Below are 23894 nucleotides of genomic sequence, written 5' to 3'. Positions count from 1 at the left end.
TAAGGAGCTATTTTTTTTGTGCGCGTATTTGCACCTGCACTTGTTGCTTCAATTCTCTCACCTTTAAATAGATATTATAGTCCCAATTATCAAAGAATTTTTCCCCTGCCTTTACGCCAGATTGAAACAGCTTTTCTTTGTCTTCAACACTTAGGTCAAAATCAGTAAGTCGAATGTGGAGTGGAGGTACTTGAATCGTCCGAATTTCTTCATTACCTATAATATAGCGATTATCATGTGCATCCATCATGGTGAAAAAAATTGATCTCAGCATACTAAAAGGGTTGCGTATAGCTCGAACGGTCTCGCTCGAGCCACCTCCCAATCGAAATCCAAAAGTAGGCCATCGCGGCTCTGGGCGGTCAAAAATCCATACTGGAAAGTTACTTAACATCGCACCATCTACAATATAGGAGTACGACTTTGAAGCTTGATGCATTAATTTCACTGGCTCATAAAAGAATGGAATACTACTACTCATCCGAACCACACGTGCAATGGAAAATTGCTTGGGTTCAATACCATATTGTACAAGATCTTCAGGTAGCACAAGTAGACGACTGCGTGAAATGTCTGAAGCAATGATTTGAAGTTCAGTTTTCCCTTCTAAATCACCAAATGTCCGAACTCCTTTTTCAGCTAATTTGTCTTCAAGCCACTTTTCAAGCGCATGCCCTGAATGCATCCCTTTTTTAAACCAAAGCCTGGTGCTTGGAACCAAATAAGGTATTTTGTCATACCAATGCGGTGTAACAAAATCCATAAAATTTTGTTTTATGAGTAATTCATACAACTCATCAGCCTTAAAACCAGCAGCAAGTAAAGCTGCGATCATAGAGCCGGCTGAAGTACCTGCAATTTTTTTCCAGCGATAACCTTTCGATTCCGCCACACATAAAGCGCCAACCAAGCCAATACCCTTAATTCCTCCTCCTTCAAAAACAGCATCAGCCCAAATTTTGACCACTCCTTTCATTGGGTCACGATTCTCTTTTATTGAGTATATGCAACCCAAAATAAAAAACTCCTGGAAGGCAGGTCCAAGAGTTAGGTCAATTCAGGGTCTGTTTTTTCGGTTTCTATAGATTGGAGTTGTGTAACAATTTTTGGATTAGCTTGTAGAAAAGATACTAATTTTTCAATACGATCAATGGAATCCCAGCTAAGATGATGTTCTATGCCTTCCACATCTTCATAGATCTGATCTTCATCTACACCGATTAAGCTTAGAAAATCTTCTAGTAGATGATGTCGATCTACAAGACGCTTCCCTATACTTTCCCCTTTACTAGTCAAAACTAAACCTCTATATTTCTCATATATGAGATAATTACTTTGATCTAGTTTTTGCACCATTTTGGTTACAGAAGAAGGATGGACTTCCAATGCATGCGCAATATCCGAGACACGTGCATACCCTTTTTGTTCAATTAACTTATAGATATTTTCTAAATAATCCTCCATGCTTGGTGTTGGAATGAGTGACTCCCCCTATCTAAAGCATCTCTACATTATGCTTTTATTTTATCCTATTTTCATGAATCGAAGCGCTTTCTTGATCCTCTCAGGCGCAAGTTTGCAACCAATTCTTCTCCCAAAACTTCAAGACGCTTTTGAAGATTTTTATCTTTTAAAGAACCATTTTCATAAAAAGCTTGATAAGCCTGAGGAACGGAAGGCATTGAGGGTAGCGGCCACGCATGTAGTGTTCGACATATGATATTAAGCGTATTTAGTGTGTTCGTCGCACCCATTGCACCACCAGAAGTACCTAGTAAGGCAACATATTTCCCTGACAATTCACGAGCGCCAATAAAATCAAGTGCATTTTTGAGCACGCCAGAAACACTGCCATGGTATTCAGGCGATGCCAATATATATCCATCTGCTTCTAGCATCTTTTTCTTAAAAAGATGCACCTCAGAGGGTAATTTAGATTCAGTAATTCGTCCATCATAGAGTGGTAAAGGAGCATGTCGCAAATCATATACTTCTACGTCTGCACCCACTTTTCGCGCACGCTGTACCACAATATTTAATGCCATAGACGTGGTAGATGGCTCACTTAAACTACCAGCGATCGCTAAAATTTTCATCTAAATAGCCCTCCTGTATTGATAACACTTATGTATGAGACGTGTAGATTTGGCTGATTGTTCCATTTGACCGTCGTGTATGTTGACTCATCAACACTACTGCTCATGTATACCGTTACAAATTCGCATAATAAATTATATCTTATTTTATGAACCATTTCTAGTTGTATATTCTGGCTAAGAGCTTTTGGATACAGATTAACGCGTTTAAACTTCAACTGTCCCAGCAAGATTCAGGTGGAGTATAGCCTCCACCTGATAAGATCAAATCGATCATCCCTCTGCAACAGAGAAAAGTTTCTCCTCAACTACCTGATTTACCGATAAAATAGGGTGAGATGCAAGGCGAAGATAGTCTAAAAAGAGTGTACCCCTCACCAGTGTAAAGTGAACGGTAACTAATTTGACTGGTTGTGGTGGTGGTGCTGGAATGATGGAAAAATACTGAAACCAAGAAGTGGTTTTAGGTGGTTTTAAAATCAACGGAGTTGCACGAAGTGGTCTGTTGTCCGGGCTCCAATATGCTACAGTGGCATAAAGTAGCGCAGGTTCACTTTTATTGGAGATATTTAATAAACGAAAATAAAGATAGTAATTACACTGACTTTCTAATTTTTTGCGAACACGAACTTTTTGTCGAATATAACTCCTCACACTGTTATAGCCCATAAGAACAGCTTGGTCAGAAGCTCTCAGCGGATTGGGAACCAAATATATATGCTTACCTTGCCAACCTTTCAAACCGGTTGTAAATCCCCCATTTTTTATCAAGTTGATTCCAGAACAAGCCATGGCTTTCTCCCTTCCATTTTTCATCCTCTTCTGATCTTTTGCCTCTAGTTTGTCCCATTCTTACCGATAAAAAAAGATGCACAAGATCTCCTCAATCCTTATAATATATTCATATCACATTGATTTGGTTCACTAGAAAATGATAGACTATTGTGGAATGAATCTCATATAATCGTTAAACATGTATAGAGCTAAATCTGAAATGGTTATGATGAAGAAGGGAGGGGCAAACAAGTTGCCTCTCCCTTCTTTTCATTCTCTAATTAAATAAAAGGGGAAAGTATTAAATGGGTAATCATTATACAATCGAAATCACAGGAAATCAGTTAACATATGAACAGTTTCAGTCCGTCGTATATGATTATAGGAAAGTCCAGATTAGCGAATCTGCTTATAAAAAAATCAATGAATCTCGTAAATATGTAGAAAAACTAGTACAAGAAGAGAAAACAGTATATGGTATTACAACTGGATTTGGTAAGTTTAGCGACATTGTGATTCAATCTGAACAAACCGCAGAACTACAGTCCAATCTCATCATTAGTCATGCTTGTGGGGTTGGTGAACCGTTAGCGGAAGAAACCGTACGGGGTATGATGTTGCTACGTATCAATGCATTAGCAAAAGGATATTCCGGCATAAAAGCGAATACGTTAAATACTTTGGTCACACTTTTAAATCATGGTGTTCATCCCATCATCCCAGCTCAAGGCTCGTTAGGAGCAAGTGGTGACCTCGCTCCACTTGCCCATATGTGCTTACCTTTACTTGGGTTAGGCGAAGTGACATATCAAGGAATACGACAACCTACAAATCAAATTCTGAAGACACTCGCTATTCCCACCGTCACACTAGATGCTAAGGAAGGATTAGCCCTAATCAATGGAACACAAATGATGACCAGCTTAGGCATACAATCTGTTTTATCAGCTAGAAACCTCCTTTTTACAGCAGATATATTAGCTGCGATGACCGTAGAGGCTTTAGAAGGAATACCTAAGGCCTACTACTCAAAACTGCACCAAGTTAGAGGGCAAGTCGGTCAAATCACCACTGCCGCTAACATGATGAATCTTTTAGAAGGCAGTGCATTGACTACTGAACAAGGTGAAAAACGTGTTCAAGATGCCTATAGTCTCCGATGCGTACCACAAGTTCATGGCGCGTCCAAGGATGCCTATCACTATGTCTCTCATATATTAGAACGGGAAATGAATGCAGCTACTGATAACCCTTTGATTTTCAGTGAGGAGGATCAAGTTGTTTCCGGAGGTAACTTTCATGGACAACCGATTGCTTTAGCTGTTGACTTTCTCTCGATCGCTATGGCTGAAATGGCCAATATTTCCGAACGTCGTATTGAAAGACTCGTAAATCCACAACTAAGTGGTTTACCCGCTTTTTTAACCAAACGGGGAGGTCTTCATTCTGGCTATATGATTTTACAGTATACGGCAGCATCACTCGTATCAGAAAATAAAACACTTGCACATCCTGCTTCAGTTGATTCCATTCCATCATCTGCTAATCAGGAAGACCATGTTAGCATGGGATCAATTGGTGCTCGCAAATGCTTATCCATTATGGGAAATGTATTACACGTGCTTGCGATCGAATATGTTTGTGCTGCCCAAGCACTTGAATTTGCGTCTAAGCTGCCTGGAAAAGGAGCTCAAGTAGCTTATAATCTCCTCCGTGAAAAGCTTACACCACTAGAATCTGACCGTGAAGGGTATCTTGATATTGAAATTGCCAAACAGCTGATTCAGAGTGGTGAATTAGTTAATCGTGTTCAATCCCACACAAATATTAAACTATAGCGCTGTAAGCCCCTTGTACAATTCGTAGTAAGGGGCTTTAATTTATTTCATTTTTCGGTTTACGATAACGATATCAACTATTATACTGTATATAATCATTTATATAGTAGGGAGGTTCTCTATATGCCGAGACTAAGACCACAGGATATTCATGTAAAAGATTTTAAACGGGCCGTAAGAGGTTTTGATATAGATGAAGTCAATGAATTTCTAGATCTCATCATACAAGATTATAGTGAGTATGAGGATTTATTATCAAAAAAGTCTAAAACATCCGATATTACTACTATTCATCATTTACTCGAACAGTTAGCTTTTGATATGCAGCAATTACGCGAAGAAAATCAATTATTACGTACTCAAGTTGAACAGCTAGGACAAAATTTTAAAGGGTTAAATTCAAAATATTACAGATAGCATTGTCAACTTCATACGTTTCCTCTGATAGGTTGTACCTTTCCCCAGCCTCGCGCTACGATCGTGAGGCTGTTTCAACCATACTGTTTATTCCCGTGATAAATTGCACGTAAGCGATTTACTTTATGAAACAATTTTTCATTTAATAAGTTTAGTACTCTCGTATCTGGTGTTACATTAGATTCATAAATCCATATATGTCTATCATGATCTACACCAATATCAATTCCTAGTTCATGCCACGTACGATGCTTACTACTCATCACAAAACTCGCAAGTCTTGCAATTTGGGATACCTGCTGTTTTTTGATTTCTGATTGCTTTTGGGTATAACCAAGCAATTTCGTAAATAAATATTGAACAGGCTTGTAACCTTTACGTGTACAAGTATTTGTAACAATCTCTTCTTTTTCAGCAATTCTCCCTACTAAACCTAAAGCTTTCCAGTCCCCTTCGATACGCATTAAATGCACCCGAATATCAAATAAAGACTGGTTTAAAGTATAGCTCCGAACTCCTTGTTGAATAATATACGGACGTTTCATTTTAAGATGCAAAAATTGATCGAAAGCTTTTGTTAACTTATGATGGACAGTCGCTTTTTGAAAATCATTTGAAATCAATTGAAAACCATGTCCTTGCAAACTATTTAATTGAAATATCCCTTTTCCTTGACAAGAATCGTCCGGCTTGAGATATAGAAATGGATACTTACGAACCATATAGATAAACGTTTCCTGAGTCAAAAGACGCGTTTCAGGTAAGTGATATTTAAGGATAGGATGCTGTGCGAATAAAGCAGTATTTGCTAGTTTGCTAATCGCGCTCCTCATTGTAGGCCTCCTCTCTCAATTACGAAGCTTACACCACCACTTTATTCTCACTAGAAATATAGCGTTCCAAATATGTACCATATCCTCAGTATATTGAATATCTAAAATAAGAAAATACCTTCCTGGTTGTGGCAGAGCCGCCTTTCATGCCAATCAAGAGGCTTAATACAGCCTTATTCCAGGTGTAAAGGTCGGAATCCAATCGCATCACATGCCACAAGCTTTAACTCAACCCCATCTACATTACCCTGAATGGCATCATATATCGCTTTTCCGTGTAAATGTCCATAAACACATAATGTGACACCAAATTCCTTCATCACATCCATGAATCCAGACTCTGTGGCCCTTTTCGTTATTGGAGGATAATGTAACATCACCCATTTTTCAGAACCCGGATGTTTTTTTGTTGCCTCTTGTAGCGCAATCCGAAGTCTCCCTATTTGCCTTTCATAAATTTTACGATCGTCTTCTTCTTTATAAAAACGATCGCCAGGAAGATTCCATCCGCGAGTACCCGCAATGATACGTCCTTCTACGATTGTATAGTCCGCATCAATCCATTCCATGTTTGGTGGCAGCGCATCACGTATTTTTTTCTTACTATGCGCATAGTAACAATGATTTCCTGGTGACATAATCTTGCGCCCCGGTAATTGGTTGATCCATTTAAAATCGTGGATAGCTTTTTCTATTTTCATAGCCCAGCTAATATCCCCTGGTATTAATACAGTATCTTCCTCTTTTACGACATCCAGCCAATGATCTCTGATCTGATCATAATGTTTATCCCATCCAAAAATATCCATCGGTTTGTCAATATCTTTACTTGGATCAACATTATAAAGGTTCACAGCTTTATTAAATGATAAATGTGGATCACTAAGTGCAAAAATAGTCATTCATGTTCACGCCCTTAACCTATCGCCCTCGCCAAATCACTTTCTTTTACATACTGATAAGGAAAGTGAGAGGGGGGATTCCTATTTATTATACAGCATTGGGGGATTCTATCACGGCAGGTGTCGGTGCAGCCCCTGGTAAAAGCTTCCCGCAATTATTAAGTTCACATATGTCAACTTATCTAAATACCACAGTAAACCTATTTCGTGTCTCCCGTAAAGGTTGGCAAACACCAAACTTATATTTTGCGCTACGACATTTGCCCAATAAAAGAAAAATATTTTCCCAGTCCAATTTAATCACACTATGTATCGGAGGGAACGATCTAGCACTCGGTTTTTTCAAATATCGATATTTTACGAAAGACCCATCCACACTAGATGAGATTTTAGCTGAATTTCTTCAATCTTATACAGCTATTATTCGACTGGTTCAACATTATACCCAAACACCCCTCTATTTGCTCAATCTCTATAATCCCTATCCAAGTGACCCCATCGCTACACACTTTGTGATATCCTATAATCAAGTCATTGCAACCACAGCTTCTCATTTTTCTTTTCCACTTGTCAATCTCTTTACCAAGTTTTCACATCATGAAGCCGACTATATACATGGCTATAAGGATGGACATACACACCAGATGATTCCTTTTTTGCGTAGTAACCCCATCCATCCTAATCCTAAAGGACACTATGTAATCGCCAAGGAGGTTTGGCAAACTTACCGTAATAAGGATGGAATGACCAAACAAACCAATTGTGATCTCTATTCATCATAAAATGAGGTCACAACTTGCCTTTTTATGTATGTTAATCCGGGCATCGTGTAGTTTGGTTAGTCGACACCACTGATCTACTCCCTGCATGTTTATTTTAGCGTATACGTAAAATAGAAAGAAGGTTGAAGTATGCTTCTTTATCATGATCAAATCAAAAAAAGAAGTGCGGTAAATATAGATATTGAAGATCGCGCTTATCAGTTTGGGGATGGCGTATATGAAGTCATTCGTATCTATAATAAAAAGCCTTTTTATTTAGATGCACATTTAGATCGTTTTGTACGAAGTAGTACAGCCATTAAAATAGAGCTTCCTTACCCCATTCAACAATTAAAGCAGTTATTATTGCAACTTATCGAACAAGCCCAGTTAGAGACCGGAAATATTTATCTACAGATCAGTCGCGGGGTCGCTCCACGTAGTCATGCGTTTCCTGGTACGATCCAACCCGTTGTCATCGCTTATCCCCAAAATACGAACCGACCCATTTCCGCTTTGAATGAAGGTGTTTGTGCCATTACAACCCCTGATATCCGCTGGCTACGGTGTGACATTAAAAGTTTAAATTTACTAGGTGCTTGCTTAGCTAAGCAAGAAGCGATCGAACGTGAAGCACAAGAAGCCATTCTCATAAGAGATGGCTATGTTACTGAAGGAAGTTCAACCAACATTTTCGTCGTACACAATCAAACCCTATACACACACCCTGCTAATCACCTAATATTAAACGGTGTGACTCGTTCAATTGTGTTAAACTTAGCCGATAAGTTGTGTATTTCTACTAAAGAAAGTGCGATTTCAGAAAATGCTTTAGAATCTGCAGAAGAATGCTTTATGACCAGCACCAATATGGAAATATGTCCGATTGTACAAATTAATGATAAAAAAGTAGGTACAGGCCGGCCGGGTATCATGACGAAGCAATTACAAGAAGCTTTTGAACATCTGATTGGTAAATGAGCCTAATCAGGTGGAGCCTATACTCCACCTGATTCATATCCCTCGGCTATGTTGACTATACCCAATCAAATCGTATGGATGGATTTAAATAGGATGATATTAATTTCTTTTACTCACTTCAGTTATACGGACTTTCGGCGCGGTGATATCTGGATAGAATGAAGATATATCAAATAACTCTTCCAAATGATAGACCCCTTTTAAGCCTTTAGCCGTATATAATTTTTCACATACCCGTGCTGCTATGGTAGCCGTTATGGATGCTTCTTTTCGACCGTGAATATCACACTCTGCAATAACTTTCTTTCCGCCTATCTTTCCAAATACATCGAGTTTCAATGCATATATTTCTTTTCCCAATCTTATCTTACTGAAAAGTCCCACCATTATTTTGCGGAAAAATCGGTATTTTATAAAATGAAACATCCCTATTCGCTTAAGAAGCAAGAAGATATTCATATTAAATGAGGAATCAAAACAAATTCGGGTAGACACGGTCGGTACCTGTAAGGTTCGAGACAGGGAATGCTGATCTGAAAAATTAAAACGGTACCCCGTTCTTTTTCCAATTTCCTTTCCAAAATAGGTTTTCTTCCCATCACTAAGTGCTTCTACCTTCATCATTTCCCGATTTGAATAAATATGAAATTTTTTATTCATGTTATCTATTGTCCACTCAATCGCTGCTGTACCATGCTGATCACCCAAACCTAGCATGACATATATATCTATTTCCTCAGTATAATCTAGATAGCTTTTTACATGGCTAGCTAATAAATTTGTAAGACCCGGTGCTAAGCCAACACTTAAAACTGCAGCTGCTCCATGATTATCTACGACTGCTTCCAACGATTCTATCTCTCTTAAGAATGAATAATCTGCGGAAATATCAATATAGTATACTTGATTACTAAAACAAGCGCGTACAAAATTTGTATCCTTTTGATCCAGACACATTACAACCAATTTAATTGTATCAAACAAATCAGTTGGCAGTGGCTTTGTAATATCTAATTCAAGGGGTATAACTGTACCGTTAGTTGTATCACAAAATTCTACTGCTTTATTCGAACTTCTTCCTGCTGCAATTACCTTGCCAGGATAAATATTCCCAAGTTTCCGGCAAATCTGCTGTCCTACATGTCCATATCCACCCACAACCAGAATATGCTCTTTCATTTTCGTATCTCCCTTATTATTGTCATATTTTTATACATTGATTGAAATCAGAACTGTTCCGAAGAACATGAGGGCAATTGATAGCCAAGTATATTTGCTAATTGATTCTAACCCACTAAAGATGACTGTACTAATGAATACAGTGATAAGCGGTTCTGCTGCAGCAATAACACTTACATAGGTAACTTGCATCGTTTGAGCAGCAAGGAAAAAAAATAATGGACCTAAGCTTGTTAAAACTCCCGCAATCATAAAGTAAGGGTTAACCACAGTAAAATTATTCTTTATATTTGTAATCAATTCCCTACGAGCACTTTGATAAAGGAGTACGAAAATAAAAGAAGCCAGCGCTCCAACCCACACACCGAAAAAAGCATCATCCATTTCGATTAAACCTTGTTTTCGAATGCCTTGACCCACACCAAAGATAAAAGCAGCAAATAAAGCAAAGCCAAATCCTATATTCTGATATCTTTTAGAATCCATAGAAGAAGAGAATTGAGTTTGCTGATGTTTTGCTGTCGTCGAATTAGAAAGTCGAAATCCCTCATTTAATATTCCTCCAAGCAACAGTGCCATTCCAATAGCTGGAATAAGTGTAACTTCCTCAGCCAGAAAAAGGAGCGCAAACATAGTTGTAAAAATGGGAGTCGTATTACGAATGGCAGAAGCTTTTGAAGGGCCAATATATGAAATACTTGAAAATAACGTCAGCCTTCCTACCCCTGTTGTACACAAACCCGCAAGTGCAAAAAAGATGAAAGCTTTCCACGAAAATTGTGGATTCCACCCTCTTAACAAAATATTTACTATGCAAAGTAAACCCAAAAGAATTACATTCATAAGAACAGTTATAAATAAGCCATTATCACCATTAGCATCTTGCTTGATACCCTTTTTTATCATCACATTGTTAACAGCAAAAGTGCAGGCTGATAAAATTGCAAAAATAATCCCCATTTAATCACTCCTTAATTAAAAATATGGTGAAAATAAAAATACTTTTTGATAGGTATATTTTTGTATGGCGAACTCATTGAGCTCACCTCATATAGTTTAGATACTATACTTTATGGCTAAAAAAAATGCAATAAGAAAAATTCACTTGTAATCGTAAAAATTTGTTAAGCAAGCTATTGCACATGATACATATGTATGTGTATATAAGTGAACCCAAATTGATACTTGATTGAGTCAATTTATCTATATGTTAAAAGAATGAAAAGAAGAGAACACCAACAAGAACACATCTGTAGCTAATCTATTTTGATTTTCGCTCATTTTCTCGATTCAATAAACTCGTAAAAGTTTTTATACATTTTTCAAAAATGGCAATTTCATCTAAACTTAACTCTTCCCTAAGCTTTTGATTAAATTGAGCATGGAGCTCCATATGTGCGCGAAATGCTATCTCTCCTTTCTCTGTCAATGAAATCAATACTGCCCTTGAATCCTCAGGATGTGTGGCTCGAAATGTAATCCCTTTTTTTTCCAGCTTACTAATAACTTGTGTGATTGCTCCTTTCGTCACACCGAGCCGCTCAGCTAATTGACTCATCAAGATATTTCCATCCTCTCCAATCGCATCAACTGCATGGATTTCACTTGGAGTTAAAGTCCCAGCTTCACCAAAAGCACGTGGATTGCGTTCAAGGCGTTGAAGTTGAAAAATCAGCTTCCCAATATGCTGACTGCTACTTATATCGTTTGTCGTAATAACTTTTTTGTTCTTCATACATGTAGTATACCATCTAAACTATTTAATCGCAACTATTAAGCAAATTATTTCTTTCATAAATAAGGGATTGTCTATTTAAAAAATACTGTCTCAAAAGTAGCAATCTACATTTGAGACAGTATCATCCTATTCGATCTTCCTATTATTTAAATATGCTTTATCCTGATTCGCACCGCCACCAACTGGATCCCCGATTAGTGAGAAACCCTTAGGATTTGCCAGTGTCACTTCTTTTAAGGAAATCGGCAGGCCCTCCGTAGAGTATTCAAATTTATACTTTTGATCCCCTTGCGAGAGTACAATCGTCAAGTCATTCGAGCGTGTAGAAGCCGAAATTTCTACTGGTTTCTCAGGATCATATTTCCAATCCATCATTTTATCACTTGCGATGGGTCTCTTATCCGATTTAAACCCACCCTCTTTAAGAATTAAATTATCATCTTTCCATATAAAACTGTAGTTACTACCATCTAAAAAATTAAGCATCATAAACAATTGTGGTTCTTCAACAACACCTACTGGGGGTTGATACGTAAAGTTCTTCGCATCTGTATTGGTCAAACTAACTGTAGATTGTGGATATACATCTAGGCTTAAACGTTCTGTCTGTCTCTTGTTTAAGATTGCTTGTCCGATATTTATTTTCCACGGCTGATTTTTCATCCACTCGCGCCCAATTGTAGTGCGATCTGTTCTTTTAATCGTAGGTGTATACAACCTATCGCCGGCTGATCCTGTAAAACGCATTTTTAATGGTGAATTAACAGCTTCAGATCCGACAAGTGTCCATCGCTCATTCGTACCTTTTTCAATGATCGAAACATGGATCGGCTCTCCTGGAAAATAAAAAATTTGAAAGCTGTATGTTTCGCCTGGTTTTAAAACAAAACGATCACCGGAATCACCAATATACTGCAGTATATCTCCACGTTTGATATAAATACCTATCTTTCCACTCTTATCTACACGTACACCGTAGGCGGTTAGTTCATCTACGGTCTCCAAATAGCCTTCAAAGAGCTTCAATTCTTTCAGAACAAAATCACCAATTAATTGGTTGTTACCTTCTAAGGTTTGTTTCATTTTATATTTGTTCTTATTTTGTTCGAAAACAATCGGTTCCCCTTGTTCTTTTGTTTCAATTACATTCCCATAAGCACCGCCGGTAATTGCACGTAAAATGCTACTGGTCCATTCACCGTCATTAAGTTGGTATAGTGTAATTGTAGTTAAGATTAGGATACTTACTGCGGGAATACCAACTAATGCTTTCACTCTTTTTTTCTCTAATGGTTTTTTTTCTTTTTTACGCTTGATTGAATTACCCGCTACATAGGTTTGTAAATCGCGCAAAACTTCTTGAAAACCTTGTTTTTTGTCTAACGAACTCATGGCTATTTTAATAATTGCATCTGGAACACCTTTTAATTCCAAAGCTCGTTTGCTTTGTTTTAAACTAGCATCGGGAGATTCCCCCACAAGCAAGAAATAAAGGAGATCACGCCACTTCAAGTCATTATCGTACTGACTCGTGTCGGTCTTTAAATGCAAGAATAAAACCATCGGATTTTCGCCATCTAATAAAATGTTTCTCGGATCAAGTGGCGCACGCATCGCTACTGGTAACTGTTCTAGAATACGAACTGTCTTAAATAACTTTAATACCACACGCATCGCTTGTTCGGGATCCATCACATGATTTTTATTAACAACTAAAGAAAGCGGCTCCCCCTTCAGTGGTGGATGGACCAAAACCAAACGATCTTTATCCACCAATACATCAAAAATAGGGGCAATGTGTGGATTTTTCAGTTTACGTAAAGCATCCTGAAATTCACTAGGGAAATAGCTACGTGACGCTTTTATATTTTGTAAGTATACGATCTTACCATCTGGTCCTCTAGCTTCAATAAGCTCACCAGAAAAAAATTTGATTACATCTACAACTTCAAAGTCCTCATAGCAATGTCCATTCTTACTAGATTCTTGTTTCAACTGTGGTTCCCCTACTCTATAAAAGATAAATGAATACGAAAAAAGCATAGTATGATACAGTTATTATGCTATCATATGCTTATCAAAAAGCAAGAAAAAATTCCCTTTCAAGTCTTTTCGATCCTTGAATAAGACCATATAATTGTATTATTTATCCTAGTAATTCAATCAGAATAGGGCTAAATTCGCCCACCACATGCGCATTAAAACTATTTAAACCATAAACATTTAATGATATATTAACGTTTAAAATTCCATGTATCCATAGTATACTTTTCTCGCGCCAGTGCTTCTACCCTTTTCTTCTCCTTTAGAGTAAGCTCTTCACGGCTTAGTTCATCTTGTAAGGCTTCCGAAAACCCTTGATGAAATGCATGTTGTATCTCTTGAAACGAACGAGGATGATCACATCGTTCATTTATAGCACTAGCATGATTGGCAAAATGCACTTTTAATTGTTGATCATTTCTATGTTTTAATAATGAGCGTAACTTATCTTTGTTAAAGTGAACCAATATGGAACCATGCTGTAAAACAACACCGCGCTGACGCAATTGTGCACTTCCGGCCATCTTCTTACCTCCTACAATGAGTTCATAATCTGACGGCTGATCAAAACAAGCGGCCGATAAAATAGGTTCCTTTTTCCGGCTCGGTTTTGCTAATTCCGCATCAATTCCTAGTTTTTTATACCCAAGTAGTAACCCGGTACTAAGAATGCGATAAGATTCGCTAATTGTGTGTGGAAGTCCAGGGTAGTTTTCTGGCATGATAATGCTATAAGTCAATTCTTGATCATGAAGAACGGCACGCCCTCCCGTCATTCTTCTCACTAAGTCGATTTGTTGTCTTTTTAGTTGCTGTAAATCAATTTCTTCTTCTACTCGCTGAAAATAACCAATTGATAATGTAGTTGGCATCCAACCATAAAACCGAATGGTAGGTTCTACAGTTTTCTCCCGCATCGCTTCCATAATCGCTTCATCGATAGCCATGTTGTATGCACCTTGATACTTTTTATAGGGTAAAAAACGCCATTTTTTCATCTGCGATCCCTCACATTAGAATACTCCCGTTATGACATCTATCATACGTCAAATTTCCCAATAAAGAAAATGAACTCGGGCTAAAAGCTTTATATAAAAAAAAGCACCCCGTAGGATGCTTCATTGTAATTAGGCAAAGCGTGTACCTGTCAGCCAATAACCACCATCCATTGTAATAACTTCACCATTAATGTAAGCGGCTTCATCTGACATTAAGAATTTAGCCAATCCAGCGATTTCATCTGGGCGTCCGAAACGTTTTAAAGGAATCGTTTGTTCAACCATTTTATACACTTTTTCGTTCGCTACCAATTTATCCGTTCCACCTGTATTCTCAATTGCTCCAGGTGCAATACAATTCACACGGATGCCATACTTACTTCCCCATTCAACTGCAAGTGTTTGACTCATAGCTAATACCCCTGCCTTAGCAGATGCAGAATGAACCACGCCTGCTGCTCCTGTCCAAGCATATGTAGCTACGATATTTAGAATGGAGCCTTTATGTTTCGTTTCAATCCATTTTTTAGCTAATGTTTGTGAGCAATACCATGTACCATTTAATACGATATTAATGACAGAATGCCAACCATTCGTAGATAGCTCTTCTGCTGCTACTACAAAGTTACCCGCTGCATTATTCACCAAATGGTCCACTTGACCAAAAGTTTCGTATGCTTTATCCATCATATTCTCAACCTGATCTAGTTCTCTTACATCCATTGGCACAGCTAGGACTTGCCCTGGAAATGTTTCCATTTCTTCTTTGGCACTTTGTAAGCGTTCTTCATTACGACCAGAAATGACAACATTGGCCCCTTCTTGACATAATTTAGCTGCGATGGCTTTTCCCATTCCATTACTTCCGCCTGTTACGATAATTGTTTTACCTTTCACGATTATCTCTCTCCTTTGTCTACAAAATCTAATAAATTACTTCAAATACTATTATAAACGCGCTTATACAACCTCTACTGTACAACATATCGTTAAAAACAGTATTTTGTCAATGTTTTTTCTATATTCTGTTTGAGAGACTTTCGTTCCAGTTGACTCAATCGCGCTTTATCCCAAGCTCTTTTGCACAAATATCAAAAGCATTGATAGCGAATTCAAGTTCTTCACGCGAATGGTCTGCCGTTACAATTGTACGAACACGCGCTTTTCCAGTTGGTACAGTTGGAAAAGCAATGCCTTGTGCATATATGCCTTCTTCGAGTAAGCGGTCAGATAGTTTCATCGTTAACTCATCATCACCAACTATAATGGGGGTAATAGGCGTTTCACTTACCCCAATATCAAATCCTCTTTTTTTCATCTCCGATTTAAAAAAGCGGGTATTCGCCCATAATTTTTCAATTCGTTCCGGTTCAGACTGTAAAACATCTAATGCTGCTTGACACGCAGCAGTTACAGCTGGGGGATGCGATGTGCTAAACAAAAAAGGACGTGCGCGATGAATTAAATAGTCACGCAATACTTTCGGACCGGCCACATACCCCCCAAGTACACCCACCGCTTTAGATAAGGTTCCGACTTGAATGTGTACACGTCCATTTAAATCAAAGTGATCGACTGTGCCACGCCCATTCCTACCTAATACACCACTTGCATGGGCATCATCAACCATTATAATGGCATTATATTTTTCACATAACGCTACAATTTGGGGTAACGGCGCAATGTCACCATCCATACTAAAGACACCATCGGTCACGACAAATCGCACACGTGCCGATTGTGTTTCTTTTAATGCATTTTCGAGATCTTCCATATCTACATGTCGATAAATCCGTCGTTTTGCCTTTGTCAAACGAATACCATCGATAATACTAGCATGGTTTAGCTCATCACTAATCACAACATCATTTTCTGTTAAAATTGACGCCAAAACACCTACATTAGCCGTGAACCCAGATTGAAAAACAAGAGCTGCTTCAGTATGTTTAAATTTTGCAAGATCTCTTTCGAAGGCTTCATGCATATCAAATGTGCCGGCAATCGTCCTGACAGACCCTGTGCCAGCACCATATTTTTTCACAGCTGTAATCGCTGCCTCTTTTAATTTGGGGTGTGTAGTTAACCCTAGATAATTGTTAGAGGAGAGTTGAATGACCTTCTTCCCATTAATTTCTACTTTTGTACCTTGTTCCGATTCGATTTCCGTTAGCGGTCGATAAGTTCCCGCTTTTTTCCAATCACTAATTTCTGACTCTAAGAATGAAAAATCACGCATGTTTTACACCCCTTTTCACATTATTTCTCTATATCAAAGACTATTTTGCCACAGTTCCCACTTTTCATCAATTCAAATGCTTCCTCATACTCCGTGATATGGAATCGATGCGTAATGAGCTCTTTTAGATCAACCTGACCAGATTCAAGCAAACCAGCAGTTTGCTGCCATGTTTCAAACATGCGACGACCTGTGATTCCTTGAATGGTGATCCCTTTAAAAACAATATCATTTGTAATATCAACCGGCACAGGAGTTGTGGGTAAACCCAGCATGGATATACGCCCCCCATGTGTAAGCATTTTAAGACTTTGATCAATTGCTACTGGATGACCAGACATCTCGAGTACGACATCTACTCCCTGGCCTTTAGTAAAAGAATGAGTCTGAGATATCGGATCATCTTTTTTAGCATGAATGACATGTGTTGCTCCCATTTTTTCTGCCAGTTGAAGGCGGTATGGATTTAAGTCGATCGCTATCACTTTAGCTGCTCCAGCTGCTTTAGCAATGGGTACAGCCATAATCCCGATAGGACCACACCCCATCACCGCAACCGTTCGACCGACTAAGTCCCCACTTAATGCTGTATGGACTGCATTTCCCATAGGCTCCATAATGGAAGCGGTTTCAAAAGGTAGTTCAGGATCATTTTTCCACACATTACGAGCAGGAAGCGCCACATATTCTGCAAAGCAACCGTCACGATCAACCCCAATAATCTCTGTATTTAAGCAGATATGCGCATCCCCTCTACGGCAAGTTGCACAATATCCACATACAATGTGGGTTTCAGCTGAAACATGATCGCCAACTCGAATCGAATTTACATTTTCTCCCACTTCTACAACCATACCGCTAAACTCATGCCCAAATACATAGGGTGGGGTTACGCGACTTGCTGCCCAATCATCCCAAGTATAAATATGAACATCTGTCCCACAAATGCTTGTTGCTTTTACTTGTATGAGTACTTCATCCGTCTGAATCTCTGGAACCGGTACATGCTTTAAAATGGCACCTTCCGCTCTATCGTGTTTTACAAGCGCTTGCATATGTCCTCTCACAACGAACACCACCTAGTTATGTTAATTATGTTTTATAGTTACAGTTCGATTATATACGAATTTCAGCATATAATAAACAAGTATTTGTCCACTATATACGGACACAATTAAAGAAGGTCCAATCTTCAAACTTGTATCTTAAAACCGATTTCACAAATTGATGTATGCAAGACAGGGAGTCAGATACCTACTTCTATAAGTAGGTATCTGACTCCCGATGTTTCAGCCTTGGTTGAAACGAGTTCACTTCGCTTATCAAAATTGGTTTAAACAAAAAACACTACTTTTCATGATTAAGTAGTGTTTTTTGTAAATGATATTATGCAAATTCAGTGGTTAACTTATTAAACTGTTCTTCTGTAATTTTGAGATCTTGCTTGGCAAGCCCTTCTTCTTTAAAACCACTAATCATCTCTTCATAAGCCGGACGTTCTTTATTTTGATAGATAATACCTGTGACTAATCCATTATGCGCCATCAGCTTTTGCATCGCCATAGAACGATCAGATGGATCATAGTTCGGATCATCATTTACGCTAACTAAGTTCTCTTTAAACCAGTCGTATGTGTTGATTTTATTGTAAGTTACGCAAGGGCTGTATACGTTAATTAAAGAGAAACCTTTATGATTGATCCCTTCTTCGATAACATGTGTAAGTCCCTTTAAGTCACTAGAAACCGATTGTGCTACAAAACCCGCTCCCACAGTTAGCGCCATTTCCATCGGATTAATCGATGCTTCGATGGAACCATTTGGTGTGCTCTTTGTTTTGAAGCCCATTTCACTACGAGGTGAAGTTTGTCCTTTTGTCAAACCGTAGATTTGGTTATCCATAACAATATAAGTGATATCTACGTTACGACGAATGGCATGTACAGTATGTCCCATTCCAATCGCAAATCCATCTCCATCTCCACCAGAGGCAATAACGGTAAGATCACGATTAGCTAGTTTAAGCCCTTGTGCAATAGGTAGTGATCGACCGTGCACACCATGAAAACCATATGCATTTACATATCCAGATATCCGACCCGAGCATCCAATACCAGAGACAATCGCTACATCCTCGGGCTCTAGACCACTACTTGCAAAAGCACGTTGCATTGCAGCGAGTACGGAAAAGTCTCCACACCCTGGACACCAGTTCGGCTTCACCTTATTGCGGAAATCTTTAAATGTGGCCATGAACCAACAACTCCTTACATTGCTTATAAATTTCAGAAGGCAAGAATGGATTTCCATCATACTTACCAAAATGAGTGATTTTGTCAGCCATACCTACATTCATTTTAATAATATTAGTTAATTGACCCGTTGAATTGTTCTCTACAACAAGCACTTTTTTGGCCTTTTTCATTTGATCTGCCAACATATTGGTAGGGAATGGCATAATTTGTCTGATATGTGCATGATTAATCTTCATACCATCTTGCTCTAATCGTTCCAGCGCTTCGTGGATGGTGCCACGAGTTGAATTAAAACCAATAACGAGTAAGTCTGCTTCATCATGTTTCGCATCTAAATAAACTGGCTCTTCGAAGTCAATCCCATTAGCCACTTTAGATAAACGTTTATCCATCATCCGAATGCGGTTCTCAGGATTTTCCGATGGGCGACCTGTTTCATCATGCTCCACACCTGTAACATGATGTAGTCCATGTTTGGTTCCTGGTAATACACGCGGTGAAATACCATCTTCAGAGTCAAACCCATAACGCTTAAATAATTGGGATTGTTCCAGTTCTGGCAGCTCTTCGTCAAATCCAATCAATTTTCCACGATCAATTTGAATTTTATTGTAGTCAAGTGGCTCAACAGTCTGTTTCCCTAAAGATAGCGCCAGATCAGTTAAAATAATCACTGGACATTGATATTTTTCTGCTAAGTTAAAAGCAAGTATGGTGTCATAAAAGCATTCTTCAGCTGTACTAGGAGCAAGGACGATTTTAGGTATTTCACCGTGCGTACTATACAGCATCGCTAATAAATCGCCTTGCTCTTGCTTCGTTGGTAACCCTGTGCTGGGACCTCCACGAGCGGTATTGACAATCACCGCAGGTGTTTCAGTCATTCCTGATAAACCAATCGCTTCTGTCATGAGTGATAGTCCTGGACCCGCAGATGCAGTTAAAGAACGCACGCCTCCATAACCAGCACCAATCACCATTGTAATCGCTGCAATTTCATCTTCAGTTTGAACGACAGTTCCGCCAAATTCCGGCAGTTTCTTAATCAGATATTCCATAATCTCAGAAGAAGGTGTGATTGGATAAGCCGCCATCAATCTCGCACCTGCTGCTAAAGCGCCTAAAGCGATTGCATCGTTACCGATCATATAAAGGCGTTTTTTTCCATCTGACTCTTCCAACTTAAAGTCAGGCATTTCATCACCTAACTCATCGATAACAATTTGACGACCTCTTGCGATCGCTTCCATGTTTTTATCTACTACCTTCTGCCCTTTACGTGCAAAACGCTCTTCAATCACTTCACGAAAAGCTTCAGCATCAAGACCAAGTAAGGCTGTCGATGCGCCTACGGCTACCATGTTTTTCATTTGTGCCATACCCACTTCTTCCGCTACTTTCGTAAACGGAACCGCCAGCAAACGTGCACTTACACCTTCTGGAACCGTAGGGTTAAACTTAGCATCCGCTAATATAACACCCGTCGGTATTAATTCATATGCGTTCAGATCAATGGTTTCTTGGTCAAATGCTACCAAAATATCTAGTTCATCTGAAATAGAACCAATCGGATTGGTACTGATTCTGATTTTGGTGTTAGAATGCCCACCTTTAATACGAGAAGAAAAATGTCTATATCCATAAAGATAATACCCTTTATGGTTTAGCGCCGTGGAAAGGATTTCACCAGCACTGTCGATACCTTCACCTTGCTGACCGCCAACTTTCCACGAAAGCTGCTTAATCATGAACTCATCTCCTTACTCCCTCATTACTACACAATTAGATTTACGTTGTATACCGGCTCTTCACAAATGCGAAGTAAATGTTCGATATTTTGTTATGAGTCGATAAAGCATTTTGAACCTCACACGACTAAAGTCGAATGATTCCTACGAGCACCAGTGAAATCACCAGTTATTGAGGAGGTTAGCTCCCCTGTTCCTACTACGGTTTTTACGCCGTCTTATTGGTGCTCCTTTGCGACTCTTGAAAGGTATAGGCGAACGACAGCCACCAGACGAGGTCTATTTACGCAACAAGCCACCACGCTTGAATCGTTCATGAGTAACTAGCTACATTCTAGCAAAAAATGATTGGACTTGCGAGAGGGATAAAAAGTATCCGCTCTCGCCCAATGCGCCTTCACGAGTGTGTCGGCACAAACGTATCAACAATTAATGATAGTACTCTAAAAAATAAAAAGCAACCGTTTTATCTCTTCTTTAGAGAGAATTTCTTCTATTCTTAGCCTATTACACTGTTTTAAGAAGTGTAACCGCACACTGACCCTATTTTTTTTACAATTTCGCTAGTACTCTACTATAAAATTGGTTCGCATTTGTATAAGCCCATTTTTCAACTAAACTCTTTTCATAATACTTGCACAGTACTTCCTTCAAATGTAGTAATTGGGAAGCATTTTCTAGTAAGTTGATTTTCTGATCAATCCCGTCAAAGTCTGAACCAAAAACAAGATGATCTCCTCCGCCCAATGCACACACATGATCGATATGGCGTAATAAGTCTGAAATCGTAACATGTTGCTTTTTCATAGCCACAAATGGCGGATAAAAGGTTAGGCCTATCAACCCTTTGCGAGAAATGATTGCTTTGATCTGCTCATCCGTAAGATTACGCTTATGCGGACAAACGGTGAATGAATTGGAGTGAGATGCTACGATTTCCACTTGTGGCATCGCTAGCACATCCCAAAAACTTTGCACAGACAAATGAGAAATATCAGCAACCATTCCTAGTTTATTCATTTCCCGAAGAAGTCTTTTTCCAAACTCAGTCAATCCAGCGCCACGCATTTCTTCAATCCCATCAGCCACTTCATTCGCATAATTCCAAGTCAAGCCAATTTGCCGAACCCCTAAATAATAAAATATACGTAAATTTAGGAGGTCTCCTTCTAAAGCATCTGCTCCCTCTAACGCTAACATCGCACCGATTCGCTTATCATCACGATCTGTGATGAATGAACCCTTAATTAATTTCATTTTATTTGATTTTGCCAATATATTTTGATAAAAAAGATCGATCTGTTTTAATGCAACCTCTCTTCTATTTCGCACTGCAACCTTTGGCGGGATAAAGACTGCGAACACCTGTATGTCTACCTTTCCCGCCATTAACTTATGATAACTCACATCCAACTCACATTCTTCATGATAAAACTGATGTTTGTTTGGCTCTTTCCACATGCGATATAATACATCGCAATGACCATCAAACCATCTCAATTTTCACCCCTCCTTTTTATAAATAAATGAAGAAAACTTGCCAGTCGGCAAGCTTTGGGAATTGAAAATTGAATCTCCTCTATTACCTTATTCACCAAAAAAAGAAAACCTGCCATGTGAACAGGTTTTTCCTTTTCTATCAGTTCCGACTTAACGCGGTTCAACGATTAATTTGATCGCGGTTCGCTCTTCACCATCGATGATGATGTCGGTAAAGGCCGGGATACAGATTAGATCAAACCCACTGGGAGCGACAAACCCTCGTGCAATTGCAACCGCTTTAACAGCTTGATTAAGGGCACCAGCACCAATTGCTTGCATTTCTGCTTGACCACGTTCACGTAACACACCAGCTAGTGCTCCGGCGACAGAATTCGGATTAGATTTTGCTGAAACTTTTAATACTTCCATTAAGGTACCTCCTCGATGGTTGGAGTGAATCCACTCTTAATTTATTCGCTTAATTCACAAAAATTCCTGCTATTTCAGATGCCTCAAGCAAAAGTTAAAAAGAAAATTATACATATAAGCCGTAAAAAGATCAGATCAAAAAGCGCTAATCTATGTGAATAAACGACATCACTGAATATATATAATTTTATTCACATTCTCATTGCTTTGCCTCTAACAACTGACCCTATACTTTATCATTTACTTTCCAGCTAAAGACTCCTATTCCCTTCTTAATCTAAAAATAATCATCATTTTTATTAAATGACAAATTCAGAATTTAAATTCTGTAAGACAAACCTTAAGCGTTGCTCCTAAGAATTTGTCCACTTGTATCTTTCTATCCCATAAGAGGATGTTCATCATCAATACGAATTGTTTTTATTTTTTTAGTCATTTTCGTCTGCCGATCCAATTCTAAATAAACGGCATTAAGCTGACTTCTTCCTGTCGCAACTTCAAAACGAACAGGTAATTGTGTCACATATCTACGAATGACAGCCTCCCTTTTCATTCCTAAAATGCCATCATAAGGTCCCACCATTCCTACATCCGTTAAAAAACCTGTTCCTTTTGACAGGATACGTGCGTCACCCGTCTGAACGTGTGTATGTGTACCAATAACCGCAGAAGCACGCCCATCTAAGTACCACCCCATCGCTTGTTTCTCTGATGTGGTCTCCGCATGCATATCTACGAACACAAATGCAGATGTAGGTATTTTTTGTAAAACAGCATCAATTTTTACAAAGGGACAATCTAATGTAGACATCAGTGCTCTCCCCATTAAATTAACGACTGCAACTTTACCAGCTGGTGTAGACAGAATGGTATAGCCATTTCCAGGAGAGTCAGATGGATAATTAGCCGGCCGTACGATTCTCTGTTCTCGATCAATAAAATCAAAGATTTCAGGCTGTCCCCAAGCATGATTTCCAAGCGTAATACAATGGACGCCTAACGAAAAAAATTCTTGCGCAATGGAGCGATTCATCCCTCTACCATTATTTGCTGCATTTTCTCCATTCACAATCACCATATCTGGTGTGTAGATTTGTACACACTGTGCCAAGTAATCACGCAATGTCCGTCGACCTAACTCTCCGACAACATCGCCTATCATCAATATTTTCATAGTTCTCTTC

General features: G+C 38.8%; 23 protein-coding genes. 4 read left to right on the top strand and 19 right to left on the bottom strand.

What is annotated here, in order from left to right; genetic code table 11:
• Nucleotides 1-7: 7 nt before the first annotated feature.
• The 4 genes from IC619_RS10260 to IC619_RS10245 all read right to left on the bottom strand — a co-directional run bounded on the left by IC619_RS10260 (nucleotide 8) and on the right by IC619_RS10245 (nucleotide 2888).
• Nucleotides 8-1015: a patatin-like phospholipase family protein gene (locus IC619_RS10260; protein ID WP_191139860.1), complete on the bottom strand. Its 1008-nt coding sequence runs from the start codon at nucleotides 1013-1015 to the stop codon at nucleotides 8-10.
• A 32-nt stretch (nucleotides 1016-1047) separates the two neighbouring features.
• Nucleotides 1048-1479 carry a transcriptional regulator MntR gene (gene mntR, locus IC619_RS10255; protein ID WP_191139961.1) on the bottom strand — a complete coding sequence of 144 codons (432 nt, stop codon included), beginning with the start codon at nucleotides 1477-1479 and terminating at the stop codon, nucleotides 1048-1050.
• A gap of 56 nt (nucleotides 1480-1535) precedes the next feature.
• Nucleotides 1536-2096 carry an NADPH-dependent FMN reductase gene (locus IC619_RS10250; RefSeq protein WP_191139861.1) on the bottom strand — a complete coding sequence of 187 codons (561 nt, stop codon included), beginning with the start codon at nucleotides 2094-2096 and terminating at the stop codon, nucleotides 1536-1538.
• A gap of 273 nt (nucleotides 2097-2369) precedes the next feature.
• The gene (locus IC619_RS10245) at nucleotides 2370-2888 is read right to left on the bottom strand and encodes a hypothetical protein (protein WP_213260881.1); all 519 of its coding nucleotides are present in this window, start codon (nucleotides 2886-2888) and stop codon (nucleotides 2370-2372) included.
• 287 nt (nucleotides 2889-3175) lie between these two features.
• Here IC619_RS10245 and hutH point away from each other — a divergent pair, with 287 nt between their 5' ends.
• Both hutH and IC619_RS17220 read left to right on the top strand, forming a co-directional pair.
• Entirely contained in the window at nucleotides 3176-4708 is a 1533-nt protein-coding gene (gene hutH, locus IC619_RS10240; RefSeq protein WP_191139863.1) for a histidine ammonia-lyase, read from the top strand.
• Between the two features lie 123 nt (nucleotides 4709-4831).
• A complete protein-coding gene (locus IC619_RS17220; protein WP_191139864.1) occupies nucleotides 4832-5125 on the top strand; it encodes a DivIVA domain-containing protein in 294 nt (97 codons plus the stop codon).
• Nucleotides 5126-5199: 74 nt separating this feature from the next.
• On the opposite strand, the gene IC619_RS10230 is transcribed toward IC619_RS17220, so the two are convergent.
• Together IC619_RS10230 and IC619_RS10225 are read right to left on the bottom strand one after the other, a co-directional pair.
• Nucleotides 5200-5958, bottom strand: a complete 759-nt coding sequence (locus IC619_RS10230) for a YheC/YheD family protein (RefSeq protein ID WP_191139865.1) — start codon at nucleotides 5956-5958, stop codon at nucleotides 5200-5202.
• Between the two features lie 173 nt (nucleotides 5959-6131).
• Nucleotides 6132-6860, bottom strand: a complete 729-nt coding sequence (locus IC619_RS10225; RefSeq protein WP_191139866.1) for a metallophosphoesterase — start codon at nucleotides 6858-6860, stop codon at nucleotides 6132-6134.
• A 65-nt stretch (nucleotides 6861-6925) separates the two neighbouring features.
• On the opposite strand from IC619_RS10225, the gene IC619_RS10220 reads away from it, so the two are divergent.
• Together IC619_RS10220 and dat are read left to right on the top strand one after the other, a co-directional pair.
• The gene (locus tag IC619_RS10220; protein ID WP_191139867.1) at nucleotides 6926-7642 is read left to right on the top strand and encodes a GDSL-type esterase/lipase family protein; all 717 of its coding nucleotides are present in this window, start codon (nucleotides 6926-6928) and stop codon (nucleotides 7640-7642) included.
• Between the two features lie 129 nt (nucleotides 7643-7771).
• Complete coding sequence (gene dat, locus IC619_RS10215) at nucleotides 7772-8602, top strand: D-amino-acid transaminase (RefSeq protein WP_191139868.1); 831 nt, start codon at nucleotides 7772-7774, stop codon at nucleotides 8600-8602.
• A 99-nt stretch (nucleotides 8603-8701) separates the two neighbouring features.
• On the opposite strand, the gene IC619_RS10210 is transcribed toward dat, so the two are convergent.
• The 13 genes from IC619_RS10210 to IC619_RS10150 form a co-directional block, all read right to left on the bottom strand.
• Entirely contained in the window at nucleotides 8702-9781 is a 1080-nt protein-coding gene (locus IC619_RS10210; protein ID WP_191139869.1) for a saccharopine dehydrogenase family protein, read from the bottom strand.
• Nucleotides 9782-9811: 30 nt separating this feature from the next.
• Nucleotides 9812-10741, bottom strand: a complete 930-nt coding sequence (locus tag IC619_RS10205) for a DMT family transporter (protein ID WP_191139870.1) — start codon at nucleotides 10739-10741, stop codon at nucleotides 9812-9814.
• Between the two features lie 301 nt (nucleotides 10742-11042).
• Nucleotides 11043-11516: a MarR family winged helix-turn-helix transcriptional regulator gene (locus IC619_RS10200; RefSeq protein ID WP_191139871.1), complete on the bottom strand. Its 474-nt coding sequence runs from the start codon at nucleotides 11514-11516 to the stop codon at nucleotides 11043-11045.
• A gap of 129 nt (nucleotides 11517-11645) precedes the next feature.
• Complete coding sequence (locus IC619_RS10195) at nucleotides 11646-13514, bottom strand: protein kinase family protein (RefSeq protein WP_191139872.1); 1869 nt, start codon at nucleotides 13512-13514, stop codon at nucleotides 11646-11648.
• Between the two features lie 239 nt (nucleotides 13515-13753).
• Entirely contained in the window at nucleotides 13754-14560 is an 807-nt protein-coding gene (locus IC619_RS10190; RefSeq protein WP_191139873.1) for a lipoate--protein ligase family protein, read from the bottom strand.
• 129 nt (nucleotides 14561-14689) lie between these two features.
• Entirely contained in the window at nucleotides 14690-15457 is a 768-nt protein-coding gene (gene fadH, locus IC619_RS10185) for a 2,4-dienoyl-CoA reductase (RefSeq protein ID WP_191139874.1), read from the bottom strand.
• Nucleotides 15458-15614: 157 nt separating this feature from the next.
• On the bottom strand, nucleotides 15615-16796 hold the full coding sequence (locus IC619_RS10180; RefSeq protein ID WP_191139875.1) for a glycine C-acetyltransferase: 1182 nt from the start codon (nucleotides 16794-16796) through the stop codon (nucleotides 15615-15617).
• A 20-nt stretch (nucleotides 16797-16816) separates the two neighbouring features.
• Nucleotides 16817-17863, bottom strand: coding sequence for an L-threonine 3-dehydrogenase (tdh, locus tag IC619_RS10175; RefSeq protein ID WP_191139876.1), 1047 nt, complete (start codon nucleotides 17861-17863; stop codon nucleotides 16817-16819).
• Between the two features lie 319 nt (nucleotides 17864-18182).
• The gene (locus IC619_RS10170) at nucleotides 18183-19049 is read right to left on the bottom strand and encodes a 2-oxoacid:ferredoxin oxidoreductase subunit beta (protein ID WP_191139877.1); all 867 of its coding nucleotides are present in this window, start codon (nucleotides 19047-19049) and stop codon (nucleotides 18183-18185) included.
• Nucleotides 19036-20799, bottom strand: coding sequence for a 2-oxoacid:acceptor oxidoreductase subunit alpha (locus IC619_RS10165; RefSeq protein WP_191139878.1), 1764 nt, complete (start codon nucleotides 20797-20799; stop codon nucleotides 19036-19038). The genes IC619_RS10170 and IC619_RS10165 overlap by 14 nt, the downstream gene beginning before the upstream one ends.
• A 552-nt stretch (nucleotides 20800-21351) precedes the next feature.
• Nucleotides 21352-22299, bottom strand: coding sequence for a dipeptidase (locus IC619_RS10160; RefSeq protein WP_191139879.1), 948 nt, complete (start codon nucleotides 22297-22299; stop codon nucleotides 21352-21354).
• Between the two features lie 150 nt (nucleotides 22300-22449).
• Nucleotides 22450-22710: a stage V sporulation protein S gene (locus IC619_RS10155; RefSeq protein ID WP_191139880.1), complete on the bottom strand. Its 261-nt coding sequence runs from the start codon at nucleotides 22708-22710 to the stop codon at nucleotides 22450-22452.
• A 379-nt stretch (nucleotides 22711-23089) separates the two neighbouring features.
• The gene (locus IC619_RS10150) at nucleotides 23090-23884 is read right to left on the bottom strand and encodes a TIGR00282 family metallophosphoesterase (protein ID WP_191139881.1); all 795 of its coding nucleotides are present in this window, start codon (nucleotides 23882-23884) and stop codon (nucleotides 23090-23092) included.
• Nucleotides 23885-23894 lie beyond the last annotated feature (10 nt).

Source organism: Polycladospora coralii, from assembly GCF_014773435.2.
GTDB classification, from domain to species: Bacteria; Bacillota; Bacilli; order Thermoactinomycetales; family Thermoactinomycetaceae; genus Polycladospora; species Polycladospora coralii.
This window is presented reverse-complemented; position numbering and strand designations above follow the sequence as displayed.

What these genes read in the sequence shown, in the direction of transcription:
- IC619_RS10245 (WP_213260881.1), bottom strand. Translation starts at nt 2,888, where the DNA reads ATGGCTTGTTCTGGAATCAACTTGATAAAAAATGGGGGATTTACAACC.
- IC619_RS17220 (WP_191139864.1), top strand. Translation starts at nt 4,832, where the DNA reads ATGCCGAGACTAAGACCACAGGATATTCATGTAAAAGATTTTAAACGG.
- IC619_RS10205 (WP_191139870.1), bottom strand. Translation starts at nt 10,741, where the DNA reads ATGGGGATTATTTTTGCAATTTTATCAGCCTGCACTTTTGCTGTTAAC.
- IC619_RS10230 (WP_191139865.1), bottom strand. Translation starts at nt 5,958, where the DNA reads ATGAGGAGCGCGATTAGCAAACTAGCAAATACTGCTTTATTCGCACAG.
- IC619_RS10170 (WP_191139877.1), bottom strand. Translation starts at nt 19,049, where the DNA reads ATGGCCACATTTAAAGATTTCCGCAATAAGGTGAAGCCGAACTGGTGT.
- IC619_RS10200 (WP_191139871.1), bottom strand. Translation starts at nt 11,516, where the DNA reads ATGAAGAACAAAAAAGTTATTACGACAAACGATATAAGTAGCAGTCAG.
- IC619_RS10155 (WP_191139880.1), bottom strand. Translation starts at nt 22,710, where the DNA reads ATGGAAGTATTAAAAGTTTCAGCAAAATCTAATCCGAATTCTGTCGCC.
- IC619_RS10250 (WP_191139861.1), bottom strand. Translation starts at nt 2,096, where the DNA reads ATGAAAATTTTAGCGATCGCTGGTAGTTTAAGTGAGCCATCTACCACG.
- hutH (WP_191139863.1), top strand. Translation starts at nt 3,176, where the DNA reads ATGGGTAATCATTATACAATCGAAATCACAGGAAATCAGTTAACATAT.
- dat (WP_191139868.1), top strand. Translation starts at nt 7,772, where the DNA reads ATGCTTCTTTATCATGATCAAATCAAAAAAAGAAGTGCGGTAAATATA.
- IC619_RS10190 (WP_191139873.1), bottom strand. Translation starts at nt 14,560, where the DNA reads ATGAAAAAATGGCGTTTTTTACCCTATAAAAAGTATCAAGGTGCATAC.
- IC619_RS10210 (WP_191139869.1), bottom strand. Translation starts at nt 9,781, where the DNA reads ATGAAAGAGCATATTCTGGTTGTGGGTGGATATGGACATGTAGGACAG.
- IC619_RS10150 (WP_191139881.1), bottom strand. Translation starts at nt 23,884, where the DNA reads ATGAAAATATTGATGATAGGCGATGTTGTCGGAGAGTTAGGTCGACGG.
- IC619_RS10225 (WP_191139866.1), bottom strand. Translation starts at nt 6,860, where the DNA reads ATGACTATTTTTGCACTTAGTGATCCACATTTATCATTTAATAAAGCT.
- IC619_RS10165 (WP_191139878.1), bottom strand. Translation starts at nt 20,799, where the DNA reads ATGATTAAGCAGCTTTCGTGGAAAGTTGGCGGTCAGCAAGGTGAAGGT.
- IC619_RS10180 (WP_191139875.1), bottom strand. Translation starts at nt 16,796, where the DNA reads ATGCGTGATTTTTCATTCTTAGAGTCAGAAATTAGTGATTGGAAAAAA.